Here is a 13796-nt window from a genome sequence, read left to right on the forward strand (position 1 = left end):
CGACCATGATGCCGCTATCCATCCGTACCCTGTGCCTCGTCCTGCTGAGTGCTTCGGCCCTGAGCCTGCCCGCCCAGGCCGTGGAACCAAGGGTCGCGAATGAGCACCTGAAGGTCTACAGCATCGGGGGTGACTATGCCCTGTACCGGGAGGCCGTGGAGATGGCCATCATCGACCGGGGCATCGTCATCAACAACGTGGCCCACATCGGTCCCATGCTCTCCCGCACCGGGGCGGACATCGGGGGGGAAGCAATCTTTCTGCACGCCGAGGCCCTGGAGTTCTGCAGTGCCCTGCTGTCGCGGCGCATGATGGAGGCCGAACCCCATCACATCGTCTTCTGTCCCTACGTCATCAGCGTGTACGAACTGGCGGATGAGCCGGGCACCATCCACCTGGCCTACCGGCGTCCCACCCTGCTGGGGGACGCCCGATCCCGGGAGGCCCTGGAAGCGGTGGATACCTTGCTGGACGAGATCGTGCGGGAAGCGCTGGCGTTCTAAGCGGTGTCGGTATGGACAGTCGGGCAACGGCACCGGATACTGTCGGCATCACTGGATCCCCCCTCCGGAGGGCTCATGGATCGGCTCAGCCCCCGCATCAGCCTGGCCATTGGCGCACCCATCATCGCTTTCATGGTGATAGCCGGGATGGCACTCTTTGACCGACAACAGTTCAGCCATGATGTGTCCCAGGGCCTGGCTGCCGCCGGTCTCGCCCTGGAAGGCAAGCGACTGATTCACGCGCTGCAGGCGGAACGAGGCAGCTCCGTGGGCTTTCTGAGCGCCCGGGACAACGATTTCCAGATCATTCTGGAAGAGGCGCGTCAGAGTACGGATGCCGTCATGGCGCGTTTCATACCCCTGGCAAGACAATCCCCGGATATCGAAGACCCCGTCCTTCAGCAACTGATGGGAAGGCTGCTGGCCGATCTGGATCACCTGGAAAACCACCGCATCGAAGTGGACCACCTCGGGCTGGAGCCTATCGAGGCGCTGCTCCTTTACAACCGCCTGGTGGAGGCGATGATCCTGATCGCCACCCATATCCCCGAGACACTGCCCGACGCGGATATCCGCAAACTCATCACGGCGTACCGGCCATTGCTCCTCCTCAAAGAGTATTCGGGTCTTGAACGGGCACTGGGCAGTGCCTGGCTGGGCGCACGGGCACCGGATTCGCTGGTGTTCCAGCATTATGTCGGCGCGGTTGCCATTCAGGGCAATCATCGCGGCCAGTTCATGGCGCTCGCCCCACCCCATCTGGCCGACCTCCTCGTCACCATCGAGGCCCAGCCGGCCAATCAGGAATTGCTGGCCACGCGCGCGGCCATCCTCAATTACGGCGTGGCGGCCAAACCCGAATATCTGAGCGCCATCCGCTGGTTCAGAATCACCACCGAACGGATCAATGCCCTGCTGGAACTCGAGATAACTCTGACCGGAGAAATCATGACCAAGGCCGGGAACGCCCGGAAGCGGGCTCAGCATGAGGTGATTATCCTGCTGATCACGATTCTGTTGCTGATGGGTCTGAGCCTGGGACTATCGGTCGCCATTGCCCGCGATCTCATCCACCGATACAGGATGTATCAGGCGTCCATGGATCGGATCGCTCATATGGCCCGTCATGACCCCTTGACGGACCTGCCCAATCGACGTTACTTCACCGAACTGCTGGAGCAAAGGCTACAATCCGCCACGTCGACACAAATCCCATGCAGCCTTTGCCTGCTGGACCTCAAGGGATTTGCAGACCTGAACCGCATTTGGGGTGAGTCGGTGGCGGACCAGGTGCTGACTCAGGTGACCGACAACATCAGGGCCATCACCCCTGCGGAGACACTGCTGGCCCGGATCTATGGTGACCAGTTCGCCCTGTTCATCGAGCACCGTTTGGGTTCGCAGGACTCGGTGGCCTTTGCGGAACAGATTCTTAAAGCACTGGGCTCCCCCCTGCAGGTGGGACAAAGGCGGATCGACGTGACCGGCAAGGCCGGCCTGATAACCTGCCCCCCCTACCCCGAACATGCCGCGGAACTGCTCGCCTTGGCCGCCTTCGCGCTGGAGCATGCCAAATCCGACCACCGCCGGAATATCCGGTCGTATGAGCCGGCGATGCTGGCCAATCACACCACCCTCAAGCAGTTGGACAAGGACCTGGAAAAAGGACTTAAAGAAGGCCAGTTCAGCCTGCACTACCAACCCAAGATTGATCTGGAAACCGGCCGTATCGTCAGTGTGGAGGCGCTGCTGCGGTGGCAGCACCCTGACCGGGGAAACGTGCCCCCGGACATGTTCATCCCCAGAGCCGAGGCCAACGGCACCATCATTGAAATTGGGGATTATGTTCTGCACGAGGCATGCCGACAGGCCCGGCACTGGCGGGAACACGGTCACCCGACACTGACCATGGCGGTCAACCTGTCCACCGTACAGATCTACCAGGCAGACCTGCTGGAAAGGGTGGAAAAAGCGCTGGCACAGTCGGGGTTGCCCGCCGCAGCCCTGGAACTGGAGCTGACTGAAGGTGGCCTGATGGAAGATATGGACACCGCGGCCTCCGTGCTGCAGCGACTGGTGGGACTGGGTATCTCGCTGTCCGTGGATGACTTCGGCACCGGTTATTCGTCCTTGGCTTATCTGCGACGTTTCCCGGTGGACACCTTGAAGCTCGACAAGCGTTTCGTGCAGGACCTGGAATCAGGGGGCGATGAGGAAGGGGAAACCGTTGCCGAGGCAGTGTTGGCCATGGCCAGGAGTCTGTCTCTGATCTGCGTGGCGGAAGGTGTCGAGACCCCGGCACAGGCCGCCTGGCTCAAGGCCCGAGGGTGCCAGCAGGCGCAAGGATACCTTTACGGCCGACCACTACCGCCGGAGCAGTGCGAAAGGCTGTTCAGCCCGGAAACGGGAGCGTCCCATTCCGACGAGCCGTAACGACTGCCCCCATGAGCAACCGCTACGGCTCGGGACGTGCGGCTATCTCACGGGACGTTCACGCAAGGCCGCAACCCCCTCCGGGACACGGCGATCAGCCCCCAGTAGCGCCGGCAGCTCTTCCATCTCTTCCGTCATGAGCTGATCGCCATCCATCCAGGGCGGCGGATTGCCCGGCCACATCTCCAGGGTCCGGGCCAGGGTGGGCGCCTCCAGGCCGGAGACGAGATCGGCCATGGCATCCTGCGCCACGGGCGTCTGCAGGGTCAGCGCCAGTCCGGTCAGCATGACCAGACCTCCCATCAGAAAGGAACGGTCACCGGACAGGGCATGGGAACGGGAATGGATTCGGTCAGACATGATACCGGCCTCAGGCTTGATTCTTCTGCAGGGTATGGCCTTTTCAGACGTCGATTCAAGACAAAAATTCAACATCGCACGGCTTCAGGTCCCGATCCGACGGCGCACGAACCGAAGCATGCCGCCCAACAGAGGGATCTGATCGTAGAGATATTCCGCCGTATCCCAGTAGTCGATATGACTGAAGACCTTGCCCTCGTCGTTGAACAGTACACGACTGATGCCGTCCACATCCAGTGACATCCGGCCGTCGGCGCCCTCGTCCCGATCCATGAAACGCCAGTGGAAAAAGGCCGTATTGCCCTGCGTGGCCCAGCAATGCACATAGAAACGAGGGGCCGGGCACTGGCGGAACATGTGCCGAAACACCGCGGCAATCTGCTCCAGCCCGGTCACGTCATTGAACGGGTCTTTGAACCGGGCATCCGGCGCGAAGAACTCATCCAGCCGCTGCAGATCCGGCTCCTTGAGTTGGGTAAAAAAATCGGCATACCGCCGCGCCCATCCATCCATTTGTTCGCTCATCGGCTGTCCACCATGCGTCGGGTCAATGCCAGAAAGAGGCGATGGGGCATCATTCTGAGGGTTTTCATGATCAAGGCAAAGGGGCGCGGGAAACTGATTTCAAACCCTTTGCCCTCCAGCCCCTTCATGATGGCATCCACGGCAGCCTCCGGCTCCATGAGAAAGGGCATGTGGAAGCGGTTCTTGTCGGTCATGGGCGTCTTCACGAAACCGGGGTTGATCACCCGCAACTGCACCCCCTTCATGGCCAACTCCGGCTGCAGGGACTCGGCCATATTGATCACCGCGGCCTTCGAAGCGCCATAGGGAGCGGCCCTGGGTAGTCCACGATATCCGGCCAGGCTGGCGGTCACCAGGATCTGGCCCTCTGCACGTGACAGCATGGAAGGCATTACCGCCGCCAGTCCGTTCACCACGCCCAGGTAGTTGACCTCGATGAGGCGACGGAACAGAGCGGGATCGAAGTCCTCCAACGCCATGGGCTCGTAGTCACCGGCGTTGAGGATGGCGACCTGGATGGGACCCATCCGGGATTCAATCCGGGCGACCACATCGGCCAGTCCCCGGGTATCGGTGACGTCTCCCGGGAAGGCCTTGATGGCACCGGGTACCGAAGACTGGTCCGCCAGCGCCTGCAGACGTTCGGCGCTGCGAGAGGTCACCGCCACGTGCCGACCGGTGGCAGCCAGGCGCAGGGCCAGGGCCTTGCCGATGCCGGTACTGGCGCCCACCAGCCAGACCACCGACTGTGGGGTTACCGTCCGAGTCTGATGCGTCATCGCTATTCTCCTGTCGCCCAAAGGTCTACACAAAAATTATACAACGGTTGTACAATCCTGCAGATGAACCTTGCTCCGCCCCCCCGCCTGCGCCTGCCCGCTTCCGACGAAGGCGGACTCTATCCCATCCGCACCGTGTCTTCGGTCACCGGTGTCAACGCGGTGACCCTGCGGGCCTGGGAACGACGCCACGGGTTGATCATGCCGCAGCGGACACCCAAGGGACACCGGCTTTACAGCATGCAGGACATCGAACGCATCCAGCAGATACTGGCCTTGCTGGAACAGGGAATTTCCATCAGCCGGATTCATGGCGTGCTGTCACAGGACCCGCCCCCGGCCGCCCCACCGTCATCCCCTCCTGTTGCCCTGAAGGCACCGGCGTCCCGGGTCACGGCGGATGTCTGGCAGGATTACCGCTACCGGATGGAGCATGCGGTACGGCATTTCAGCACCCGCGGCCTGGAAAAGGTCTACGGTGATGCCGTGTCCTTGTTCCCCCCCCAGCACGTGATCATCCGCCTGATACACCCGCTGCATCTGGACCTGGCGCAGAAAACGAACCAGGGCGGCCCGGCAGAAGCGGAACATCGGTTCTTTCAGGCCTGGGCTTTCCATGCCCTCTGCACCCGCCTTCGTCATGAGTTGCACCACGGCACCGGTCCCGTGCTGGGTATCGCCCCCCTCCCCCATGAAACCGATCATCTGGAACTGCTCATACTGTCCCTGCTGCTCATCATCCAGGGGCTGCAGGTGGTCAGGTTTTCAGGCCCGCTGTCACTGTCATCCCTGGGGACGGTATCCCACCGGGCCGCCCTGGCGGGCATGGTCCTGTCGGGGCGGCCTCCAAAAAATACCGCACAAGTTGAGTCATGGGCCATCGCTCTGAATATCCCGGTCTTCCTGGCCGCGACAGGGGCCGAGAAAGGGCCGGACACATGGCGCGGCCTCAGTGTGTACCTGCTGCCCGAAGACCCGCAGGCGGCCGCCGAACAGATCAGCCGCCGACTCCACTCCCGGAACTCGGTCGTGCAAGGCCCATGAAGCCCATCCTGCTGTGGCTGCGCCGGGATCTGCGCCTGGCCGACAACCCGGCCCTGTCCCACGCCCTGCGGACAGGGCGGCCGGTGATCCCAGTCTATATCCATGCACCGGAGGAAGAGGCTCCCTGGCCCCCCGGGGCGGCCTCCCGCTGGTGGCTGCACCACAGCCTGGCGGCCCTGTCCCGATCCCTGGAGGGGCTGGGTTCGCGCTTGATCCTGCGCCGGGGATCCAGTCTTGCGAGCCTCCGCCAGTTGATCGACGATACCGATGCCGATCAGGTGATCTGGAACCGCTGCTATGAACCGGCCCTGATCGAACGGGACCGCCGGATCAAGGCAACGCTCAAGGATCAGGGGCTGCAGGTGGAGAGCTTTAACAGTGCCCTGCTGTTCGAACCCTGGACGGTCAGCAACAAAAGCGGCGAACCCTACCGGGTGTTCACCCCCTTCTGGAAGGCCTGTTGCGCCATGGGGTTGCACGATGACGTGGAAGCCGCCGCGGGGTCCATCACACCGCCGGCACGCTGGCCCGACACCGTGCCCCTGGATCAATTGGAACTGCTGCCCCGCGTCCCCTGGGACCAGGGCATGGCCGCCTGCTGGCAGCCGGGCGAGGACGGTGCCCACCAGGCACTGAAAACCTTCCTGACCGGCCCCATCCTGACCTACAAGACCGACCGGGACCTGCCGGGACAACCCGGCACCTCGCGGCTGTCTCCCCATCTGCATTTCGGGGAGATCGGCCCAAGACAAGTGATCCGGGCCTGCCGGCACCTGTCGGCCCAGGGAGCGGGCGCCGTCGGCACCGCCTCGGTGGAGGCCTTCATGCGGGAGGTCGGCTGGCGTGAATTTGCCTTCCACCTGCTGTTTCATTTTCCTCATACCCCCGAACAGCCGCTGGATGGACGCTTTGCGGACTTTCCCTGGCGTGACATCCGGGACTACGCAGCGGATCTGGAGGCCTGGCGGCAGGGCCGTACCGGTATCCCTCTGGTCGACGCCGGGATGCGGGAACTGTGGCAGACCGGCTGGATGCACAACCGGGTACGGATGATCACCGCCTCGCTGCTGGTCAAGAACCTGCGTATTCCTTGGCAGGTCGGGGCACGCTGGTTCTGGGACACCCTGGTGGATGCGGATCTGGCCGCCAATACCCTGGGCTGGCAATGGGTCGCGGGTTGCGGGGCCGACGCAGCCCCCTACTTTCGGGTATTCAATCCGGTGCTGCAGGGGGAGCGTTTTGACGGCCAGGGAGACTATGTCAGGCGCTGGGTGCCGGAGCTGAAGACATTGCCGGAGCGGTATCTGCAGGCGCCCTGGACCGCCCCTGCCGGCCTGGTGCCGAAGGATTACCCGCGCCCCCTGGTTGACCTGGGGGAGAGCCGCAAGGCGGCCCTGGCGGCATGGGAGCAGCTCAAGGGCCTCTCGCGGTCCGGGATATCGGGGATGCCCTGAACCCGTCATTCCCGCGCAAGCGGGAATCCAGTCATGGGCTGAAAATACTGGGCTCCCGCTTTCGCGGGAGTGACGAAAGGGGAGCCGGAGAGCGGCGCAAGGGAACCGGAGAGCGGCGCAAGGGAACCGGGAGCGACGCAAGGGAACCGGGGGTGGCGCAAGGGGGGGAATTGTTCAGTGTTTCCCGTGGATACCCTTCCCCCTTGCAGGAGAAGGGCATGGGTGAGGATGGGTCTGCTCAGCCGCGTCGGATCAGATCCATGAACTCCGACCGGGTACGGGCATCATCCCGGAAGGTGCCCAACATCACCGAGGTCACCATAGTGGAGTTCTGCTTTTCCACCCCCCGCATCATCATGCACATATGGCGCGCCTCCGCCACCACGGCCACACCCTTGGCCTCGGTCACGTCCATGACGGCCTGAGCGATCTCCCGGGTCATGCTTTCCTGAATCTGCAACCGACGGGCGAACATGTCCACGATACGCGCCACCTTGGAGAGACCCAACACCTTGCCGTTCGGGAGGTAGGCCACATGGCATTTACCGATGATAGGCAGCAGGTGATGCTCGCACAGGGAATACAGCTCGATATCCTTCACCAGCACCATCTCGTCGCTGCCGGAGGCGAACAGGGCACCATTGACCAGTTCATCCACCGACTGATGATAGCCCTGAGTCAGGTACTGCATGGCCTTGGCGGCGCGCAGCGGCGTACCCTTGAGACCCTCACGTTCGGGATCCTCCCCCAGGCCCACCAGCATCTTGCGGTAATGGTCCGCCAGAGCATCGGCCGACATCAGCTTGAGCGGGGCTTTCATGGCGCCGTCTCCGGCGATCTGTGCAACTGTCTTCATGGTCTTGATCTCCTGATGATTCATGAAAGACCACCCCCGCAGGAGGTGGTACGCTGCCCTTTCCGGCCTTGCTGATGCGGGCCTCCAGTGTTTTAGCAGCTATGCTGCACCATGGGGGCATGGACGGTATGGGCGTCGCCGGCACTGACCAGGAACGATCCGGAAGCACCGAATGTCGAACCTCTCTGTCAGGTCCTGCCGGAAAATGCCCAGGCCGTGCAAAATCGCCCCGTCATTGCTTGTACAGTATTTTACAAGCTTTGTACATATAATGTATAAGAATAATTCCAGATCAGAGGAACTGAACCCATGGCCCATGAACGTATCGCCGTTGTTGGTGCAGGCATTGCCGGACTGGCCGCCGCCTGGCTGCTGTGCCGTCAATACGATGTGACCCTGTTCGAAAAGAACGATTACATCGGCGGACACACGCACACAGTGGACATTCCGGGCCGCGATGGCCCCCGCGGCGTGGATACGGGCTTCATGGTGTTCAACCATCGCAACTACCCTCACCTCACCGCGCTGTTCCAGCATCTGGGGATCACCAGTCAGCCCACCGACATGTCCTTCGCCGCCTCAGTGGGCAACGGGCGCCTGGAATACGCCGGCTCGGACCTGAACTCCGTGTTTGCCCAACGCCGCAATCTCACCAATCCGCGTTTCCTGCGCATGCTGGCGGACATCCTGCGCTTCAACCGAGCCGCCAAGCGCCTGTTGCAGGCGGGCAGCAGTACGGACATGACGCTGGGGGGGTATCTGCTCAACGAGGGCTATGGACCCGGCTTCCGGGATGACTATCTCCTGCCGATGGCGGCGGCCATCTGGTCCTGTCCCACCCACAAGATGCTGGATTTCCCGCTACTCTCCTTCCTGAACTTCTTTGCCAATCACGGCCTGCTGGATCTGCGCGATCGCCCCCAGTGGCATACCGTCACCGGAGGCAGCCGGGAATACGTGAGAAAGATGCTCAAGGCTCTGCCGGAGAATGTCCACGTGGCCCGCCGGGTGGTGGCGGTACAGCGTCAGGAGACACAGATCCGATTGATCACCGATGACGGCGCTGAGGCCTTCTTCGATCAGGTGGTATTCGGCTGCCATGCCGACGATACCCTGGGCATGCTGGAAGCGCCCACGGAGGATGAAGTCCGCATCCTGGATGCTTTCCACTACCAGTCCAACCGAGCCATCCTGCATACCGACACCCGCCTGATGCCGAAGCTGCGCAAGGTCTGGTCCTCGTGGAACTACCTGGCCCGCCACCGTCTGACCGATGCGCCGGTCAACGAAGTCTCCGTCACCTACTGGATGAATCGCCTCCAGGCCCTGGATGAGCCGGAGGAGTATCTGGTCAGCCTCAACCCCCTGGAAGAACCCCTGCCGGAGAAGGTGATAAAGGAGATCATCTATCACCACCCGGTCTTCGACCAGGGCGCCATGGCGGCTCAGCGGGCCTTGCCCACGATCCAGGGTCGTGACCGCCTGTGGTTCTGCGGCGCCTGGACCGGCTACGGCTTCCATGAAGACGGGCTGCGCTCCGCCCTGCAGGTGGCGGGCCAGCTCGGTGTCATACCGCCCTGGACCACGGCACTCCAGTCCGAAAATACCCTGCCGGTGTGTACCTTGCCCCAGGTCGAGGCAGTCTGAGGCATGACGCAACCTGACCGTCTTTACCGTACCCGGGTCATGCACCGGAGGCTGTTCCCGGTGGAATACCGTTTCACCTATCGGGTCTTTAGCCTGCTGGTGGACGTGGACAAACTGGACGACCTGAACCGCTCCCTGCGCCTGCTCTCGGTCAACCGTTTCAACCTGCTGGGTCTGAATGCCCGCGACCACGGACCACGAGACGGTTCCCCCTGGCGTCCGTGGGTAGATGCCTGTCTGGGCCGTGCCGGAATCGATCTTGAGGGGGGGCAGGTGCAGCTCCTGTGTTTTCCCAGGGTGCTCGGGTATACCTTCAATCCGCTGAGCCTGTGGTACTGCCGGCACCGGGACGGTAGCCTGCGGGCCGTGATCTGCGAGGTCAGCAATACCCTCGGTGACCATCACCATTATCTCCTGCACGCCGACGGCGCCCCCATGGCATGGCCGGTGCGCGCCTCCCAGGACAAGCTGTTCTACGTCTCCCCCTTCATCGAAATGGATGCGCGTTATCAGTTCCGGCTGTCGGAGCCCGATGAGGCATTGAATGTCTTGATTCACGAATACCAGGATTCCCGACTCATGCTGTCCGCGGCCCAGACCGGCCATGCCCGCCCCCTCACCGATGGTGAGCTGCTCAAGGCGACGGCGGCCGTCCCCTTCATGACGCTGAAGGTGCTCGCCGCCATCCACTGGCATGCCCTGAAAATCTGGTGGAAGGGCGGACAGTACTACAGCAAGCCGACGCCGTCCTGAAGAGGAGAAGCACCGATGTCCCTGGAACAGACACCCACCCAAGGCAGTACCACTCTCGCGTCCCGCGTCCCCTCCCTGGGGCTGCGGTTGCTGCTGCGCCATCTTCGGCACCTGCATCTGGGGGATCTGACCATCGAAACACCGGATGGTCATCGCTGGACCATCGAAGGCAGGCACCCCGGGGGCAGCGGTGAGATCCGTATTCACCGTCCGTTCGCGCTGGTGCGACGCATGATCACCCGGGGGTTGGTGGGATTCGGCGAAGGCTACATGGTGGGCGACTGGGACAGCCCGGATCTGCCGGCCCTGCTCAACATGGGGGCGGTGAATCAACCCCACATTCCTCAACTGGTCAATGGGTCAAGGCCGGCCCATCTCTGGGATAGCCTGCGCCATCGCCTGCGAGGCAACAGCCGTCCCGGCAGCCGCCGCAACATCGCCTTTCATTATGACTTGGGCAACGACTTCTACCAGCTGTGGCTGGACGCCACCATGACCTACTCCGCGGCCCTGTTCGAGCAGCCGGAAGAGTCCCTGGAGACAGCCCAGGAACGCAAGTACGCCCGACTGTTGGAGCGCCTGGAGGCCCCGCCCGGCGCGCATATCCTCGAGATCGGCTGCGGCTGGGGCGGTTTTGCCGAACATGCGGCCCGGCAGGGCTACCGGGTGACCGGCATCACCCTGTCCCGGGAACAACTGGACTACGCCCGCCGACGCATGCAAGCGGCCGGGCTGTCGGACCGGGTGGAACTGCGGCTGCAGGACTACCGTGACCTGAACGAACAGTTTGACCATGTGGTTTCCATCGAGATGTTCGAGGCCGTGGGGGAACGTTGGTGGCCCACCTGGTTCCAGACCGTGCGGCAATGCCTGCGTCCCGGCGGCCGAGCCGCCGTCCAGATCATCACCATCGATGTCAAGGCCTTCGACTACTATCGCAGCCATGCGGACTTCATCCAGCTCTACATCTTCCCCGGGGGGATGCTGCCCTCGGTGCCGGCGTTCGAGCAGGCCGCAAGCGATGCAGGCCTGCAGATCAGGGAGTCCGCCTTCTTCGGTCAGGACTATGCAGATACCCTGCACCGCTGGTACCAACAGGTCTGCGAGCAGGCACCGGTCATCCTGGGCCTGGGCGGTTATGACCAGCGCTTCCTGCGCACCTGGTGTTTCTATCTGGCCTATTGCGAAGCCGGGTTCCGCTCCCGCAACACGGACCTGATGCACGCCGTCCTGGAGGCCCGATGACATGGCGCGGCAGGGTTTTGCGGCCCGGTGCGGGCGAGCAATCGCCCTTCTCATTCTCCTTCTGACACTGACGGGGTGCAGCATGAAACCCGAAGACTATGCGAACACCACACCGGCCCTGAATCTGGAGGCCTATTTCACCGGCGACGTGCGCGCCTGGGGACTGTTCCAGGATCGCTTCGGCAAGGTCAGGCGACAGTTCACGGTGGATATCCGGGGGTATGTGGAAGATGACGAACTGGTGCTGGAAGAGGACTTCGTCTACCTGGACGGTGAAAAGGACCGGCGGGTCTGGCGTCTGCGACGTCTTGACGAGCACACCTATGAAGGGCGCGCCGCCGATGTGGAGGGGGTGGCCGTCGGCAAGCTCTACGGTCAGGCCTTCAACTTCCGTTACGTGCTGAACCTGCCCATCGGCACCCGAGTGGTGAAGGTGAACTTTGACGACTGGATGTTCATGCACGAGGACGGAGTAATGGTGAACCGGGCCGTGATGAGCAAGTTCGGCATCCGCCTGGGGGAAGTAACGCTGTTCTTCCAGAAGCAGGACAGGGAACCGGAATCTGCGTGAAATGGAAAAACCGCGCAGTCGCTCCCTCTGTGCCGTCGCTCCCGCGAAAGCGGGAGCCCAGACTCTTTCAACCCACCACCTGGATTCCCGCTTTCGCGGGAATGACCGATCCGGAACATCCACGGTTTTTTTGACACAGACCAAGCTTCCGGGCTAGCCCTTGGCACCACAATGTTGGATACTACCGCCCGTTATATTCCGTTATATTTGTAAGCCCATCAGGAATGGCGACACACATTCTTGCCGGGATCTTGGGTGGCGAATTGGTTTCCGCCACCTCCTGAGGCACAGACCAGGATCGGGCCATGTACCCGCGGCTGCGCCCCATGATGTAACCATCGCGAGACGTTAGGAGAAGACCGGAATGAAAAAACAAGACCTCAGCCGCAGAAGCTTTCTGAAGTTCGGTGCCGCCGGCCTGGCCGCCATCCCTGTCGTAAGCATGGGTATCAGCACCGCTGCTGCTGCCGAGCGCCTGGATGAAAGTGCCCCCGAGGCCCAGGCCCTGAACTACAAGCACGACGGCGCCAGCGTGGATCACCCCTCCCACGCCGCTGGCCAGAAGTGCATCAACTGCCTGCTGTACACCGACCCCACCGCCACCGAGTGGGGCGGTTGCGCCGTGTTCCCCAACAAGCTGGTGAACGCCAACGGCTGGTGTACCGCCTACGTGGCTCGCGGCTGATCAGGCCACGACTGTTGATGGTGTAGGCGACCTTTGCAGGGCGCCATGCAGTAAAGACCCGCCCCGTGCGGGTCTTTCTGTTTTCGGGGAATCTTCCCGCCCCGGAGCAGTCGGAACAGACAGACTGCCCTGCCCGGAGACCCGCCAATGACACCACCGTCCGCCGGACGACTGCGCAAAGCCCTGGTGCTGGCGCTGGCCCTGCTCCTGCCCGGCATCACCGGGGCCGGCGTCCCCACCGCCCGGGTGATTGCCCTGGAACATCGTTCGGCCGAGGAGATCCTGCCCCTCATCAAGCCCTTGCTGGGACCCCGGGATGTGGTCACCGGCAGCGGCTTTCAGCTCATCGTCCGTGCCCGCACCCAGACCCTGGCGGAGATCCGTCAGGTGGTCGCCGACCTGGACACGCCACCCCGCAATCTGTACATCAGCGTCCGCAGGGGAGAGGCCGGTCACGGCAGTGACACCGCCCGCATCACCCGCCGCACCACCACCGACCGGGGCGGGGACTACCAGACCCTGAGGGTCCTTGAAGGGCATGTCGCCTTCATTCGCAGCGGCGAGTCGATACCCGTGGGCAGTCAGCGCCTGATTTCCATGCCCGGCGGCCTTGCCCTGGAGCAAACGGTGGAATACCGGGACCTGGGGCGAGGCTTTCTGGTCCGTCCTCGGCTGCTGTCCGCAGGTAGGGTTCACCTGGACATCCGCACCGTATTCGAGCGTCAAAGCCCGACCGGCGGCGGGCGTCTGGATCTGCAGGCCGTCGACAGCACGCTTTCCGGCCCGGTGGGCGAATGGATATCCCTGACCCATACCGGCACCAGCGGCAGAGAGGACGCCGCCCGCATCACCGGCACCCGACGTCAGCAGGACTGGCAGGATATGCCGCTCTTCGTGCGCGTGGACGTGATCCACGACTGAAACCGTCGTCCCGGCCCATG

At 62.9% G+C, this 13796-nt stretch carries 14 protein-coding genes; 10 read left to right on the top strand and 4 right to left on the bottom strand.

The window, feature by feature from the left end:
• Positions 1–5 precede the first annotated feature (5 nt).
• Both LQ956_RS07195 and LQ956_RS07200 read left to right on the top strand, forming a co-directional pair.
• Entirely contained in the window at positions 6–503 is a 498-nt protein-coding gene (locus LQ956_RS07195; protein ID WP_238629668.1) for a DUF302 domain-containing protein, read from the top strand.
• 75 nt (positions 504–578) lie between these two features.
• Positions 579–2936 (top strand): putative bifunctional diguanylate cyclase/phosphodiesterase, encoded by a 2358-nt coding sequence (locus LQ956_RS07200; protein ID WP_238621407.1) that lies wholly within the window; start codon positions 579–581, stop codon positions 2934–2936.
• 42 nt (positions 2937–2978) lie between these two features.
• Here the strand turns inward: LQ956_RS07200 and LQ956_RS07205 are convergent, their stop codons facing one another.
• The 3 genes from LQ956_RS07205 to LQ956_RS07215 form a co-directional block, all read right to left on the bottom strand.
• A complete protein-coding gene (locus LQ956_RS07205) occupies positions 2979–3296 on the bottom strand; it encodes a hypothetical protein (protein ID WP_238621408.1) in 318 nt (105 codons plus the stop codon).
• A gap of 84 nt (positions 3297–3380) precedes the next feature.
• The gene (locus tag LQ956_RS07210) at positions 3381–3821 is read right to left on the bottom strand and encodes a nuclear transport factor 2 family protein (protein WP_238621409.1); all 441 of its coding nucleotides are present in this window, start codon (positions 3819–3821) and stop codon (positions 3381–3383) included.
• A complete protein-coding gene (locus tag LQ956_RS07215) occupies positions 3818–4600 on the bottom strand; it encodes an SDR family NAD(P)-dependent oxidoreductase (protein WP_238629669.1) in 783 nt (260 codons plus the stop codon). The genes LQ956_RS07210 and LQ956_RS07215 overlap by 4 nt, the downstream gene beginning before the upstream one ends.
• A gap of 63 nt (positions 4601–4663) precedes the next feature.
• Between LQ956_RS07215 and LQ956_RS14945 the strand changes: the two genes are divergently transcribed.
• Positions 4664–5644: a MerR family transcriptional regulator gene (locus tag LQ956_RS14945; protein ID WP_255722024.1), complete on the top strand. Its 981-nt coding sequence runs from the start codon at positions 4664–4666 to the stop codon at positions 5642–5644.
• Entirely contained in the window at positions 5641–7098 is a 1458-nt protein-coding gene (locus LQ956_RS07225) for a cryptochrome/photolyase family protein (protein WP_238629670.1), read from the top strand. Before LQ956_RS14945 ends, LQ956_RS07225 begins: the two co-directional genes overlap by 4 nt.
• Before the next feature lie 238 nt (positions 7099–7336).
• On the opposite strand, the gene folE is transcribed toward LQ956_RS07225, so the two are convergent.
• Positions 7337–7918 (bottom strand): GTP cyclohydrolase I FolE, encoded by a 582-nt coding sequence (gene folE / locus LQ956_RS07230; protein ID WP_238621446.1) that lies wholly within the window; start codon positions 7916–7918, stop codon positions 7337–7339.
• Positions 7919–8263: 345 nt separating this feature from the next.
• On the opposite strand from folE, the gene LQ956_RS07235 reads away from it, so the two are divergent.
• From LQ956_RS07235 to LQ956_RS07260, 6 genes are all read left to right on the top strand, one after another.
• On the top strand, positions 8264–9601 hold the full coding sequence (locus tag LQ956_RS07235; RefSeq protein WP_238621412.1) for an NAD(P)/FAD-dependent oxidoreductase: 1338 nt from the start codon (positions 8264–8266) through the stop codon (positions 9599–9601).
• A gap of 3 nt (positions 9602–9604) precedes the next feature.
• Complete coding sequence (locus LQ956_RS07240; protein WP_238629671.1) at positions 9605–10354, top strand: DUF1365 domain-containing protein; 750 nt, start codon at positions 9605–9607, stop codon at positions 10352–10354.
• Positions 10355–10369: 15 nt separating this feature from the next.
• The gene (locus LQ956_RS07245) at positions 10370–11599 is read left to right on the top strand and encodes an SAM-dependent methyltransferase (protein WP_238629672.1); all 1230 of its coding nucleotides are present in this window, start codon (positions 10370–10372) and stop codon (positions 11597–11599) included.
• Between the two features lies 1 nt (position 11600).
• Positions 11601–12170: a DUF3833 domain-containing protein gene (locus LQ956_RS07250; protein WP_255722026.1), complete on the top strand. Its 570-nt coding sequence runs from the start codon at positions 11601–11603 to the stop codon at positions 12168–12170.
• Positions 12171–12534: 364 nt separating this feature from the next.
• On the top strand, positions 12535–12855 hold the full coding sequence (locus LQ956_RS07255; protein ID WP_238621416.1) for a high-potential iron-sulfur protein: 321 nt from the start codon (positions 12535–12537) through the stop codon (positions 12853–12855).
• A 147-nt stretch (positions 12856–13002) separates the two neighbouring features.
• Positions 13003–13776: a hypothetical protein gene (locus LQ956_RS07260; RefSeq protein ID WP_238621417.1), complete on the top strand. Its 774-nt coding sequence runs from the start codon at positions 13003–13005 to the stop codon at positions 13774–13776.
• Positions 13777–13796 lie beyond the last annotated feature (20 nt).

Source organism: Ectothiorhodospira lacustris (assembly GCF_022227845.1).
Classification (GTDB): Bacteria; Pseudomonadota; Gammaproteobacteria; order Ectothiorhodospirales; family Ectothiorhodospiraceae; genus Ectothiorhodospira; species Ectothiorhodospira lacustris.

Excerpts from the sequence above, each read along its gene's own strand:
- LQ956_RS07195 (WP_238629668.1), top strand. The coding sequence starts at position 6 with ATGATGCCGCTATCCATCCGTACCCTGTGCCTCGTCCTGCTGAGTGCT.
- LQ956_RS07200 (WP_238621407.1), top strand. The coding sequence starts at position 579 with ATGGATCGGCTCAGCCCCCGCATCAGCCTGGCCATTGGCGCACCCATC.
- LQ956_RS07205 (WP_238621408.1), bottom strand. The coding sequence starts at position 3,296 with ATGTCTGACCGAATCCATTCCCGTTCCCATGCCCTGTCCGGTGACCGT.
- LQ956_RS07210 (WP_238621409.1), bottom strand. The coding sequence starts at position 3,821 with ATGAGCGAACAAATGGATGGATGGGCGCGGCGGTATGCCGATTTTTTT.
- LQ956_RS07215 (WP_238629669.1), bottom strand. The coding sequence starts at position 4,600 with ATGACGCATCAGACTCGGACGGTAACCCCACAGTCGGTGGTCTGGCTG.
- LQ956_RS14945 (WP_255722024.1), top strand. The coding sequence starts at position 4,664 with ATGAACCTTGCTCCGCCCCCCCGCCTGCGCCTGCCCGCTTCCGACGAA.
- LQ956_RS07225 (WP_238629670.1), top strand. The coding sequence starts at position 5,641 with ATGAAGCCCATCCTGCTGTGGCTGCGCCGGGATCTGCGCCTGGCCGAC.
- folE (WP_238621446.1), bottom strand. The coding sequence starts at position 7,918 with ATGAAAGCCCCGCTCAAGCTGATGTCGGCCGATGCTCTGGCGGACCAT.
- LQ956_RS07235 (WP_238621412.1), top strand. The coding sequence starts at position 8,264 with ATGGCCCATGAACGTATCGCCGTTGTTGGTGCAGGCATTGCCGGACTG.
- LQ956_RS07240 (WP_238629671.1), top strand. The coding sequence starts at position 9,605 with ATGACGCAACCTGACCGTCTTTACCGTACCCGGGTCATGCACCGGAGG.
- LQ956_RS07245 (WP_238629672.1), top strand. The coding sequence starts at position 10,370 with ATGTCCCTGGAACAGACACCCACCCAAGGCAGTACCACTCTCGCGTCC.
- LQ956_RS07250 (WP_255722026.1), top strand. The coding sequence starts at position 11,601 with ATGGCGCGGCAGGGTTTTGCGGCCCGGTGCGGGCGAGCAATCGCCCTT.
- LQ956_RS07255 (WP_238621416.1), top strand. The coding sequence starts at position 12,535 with ATGAAAAAACAAGACCTCAGCCGCAGAAGCTTTCTGAAGTTCGGTGCC.
- LQ956_RS07260 (WP_238621417.1), top strand. The coding sequence starts at position 13,003 with ATGACACCACCGTCCGCCGGACGACTGCGCAAAGCCCTGGTGCTGGCG.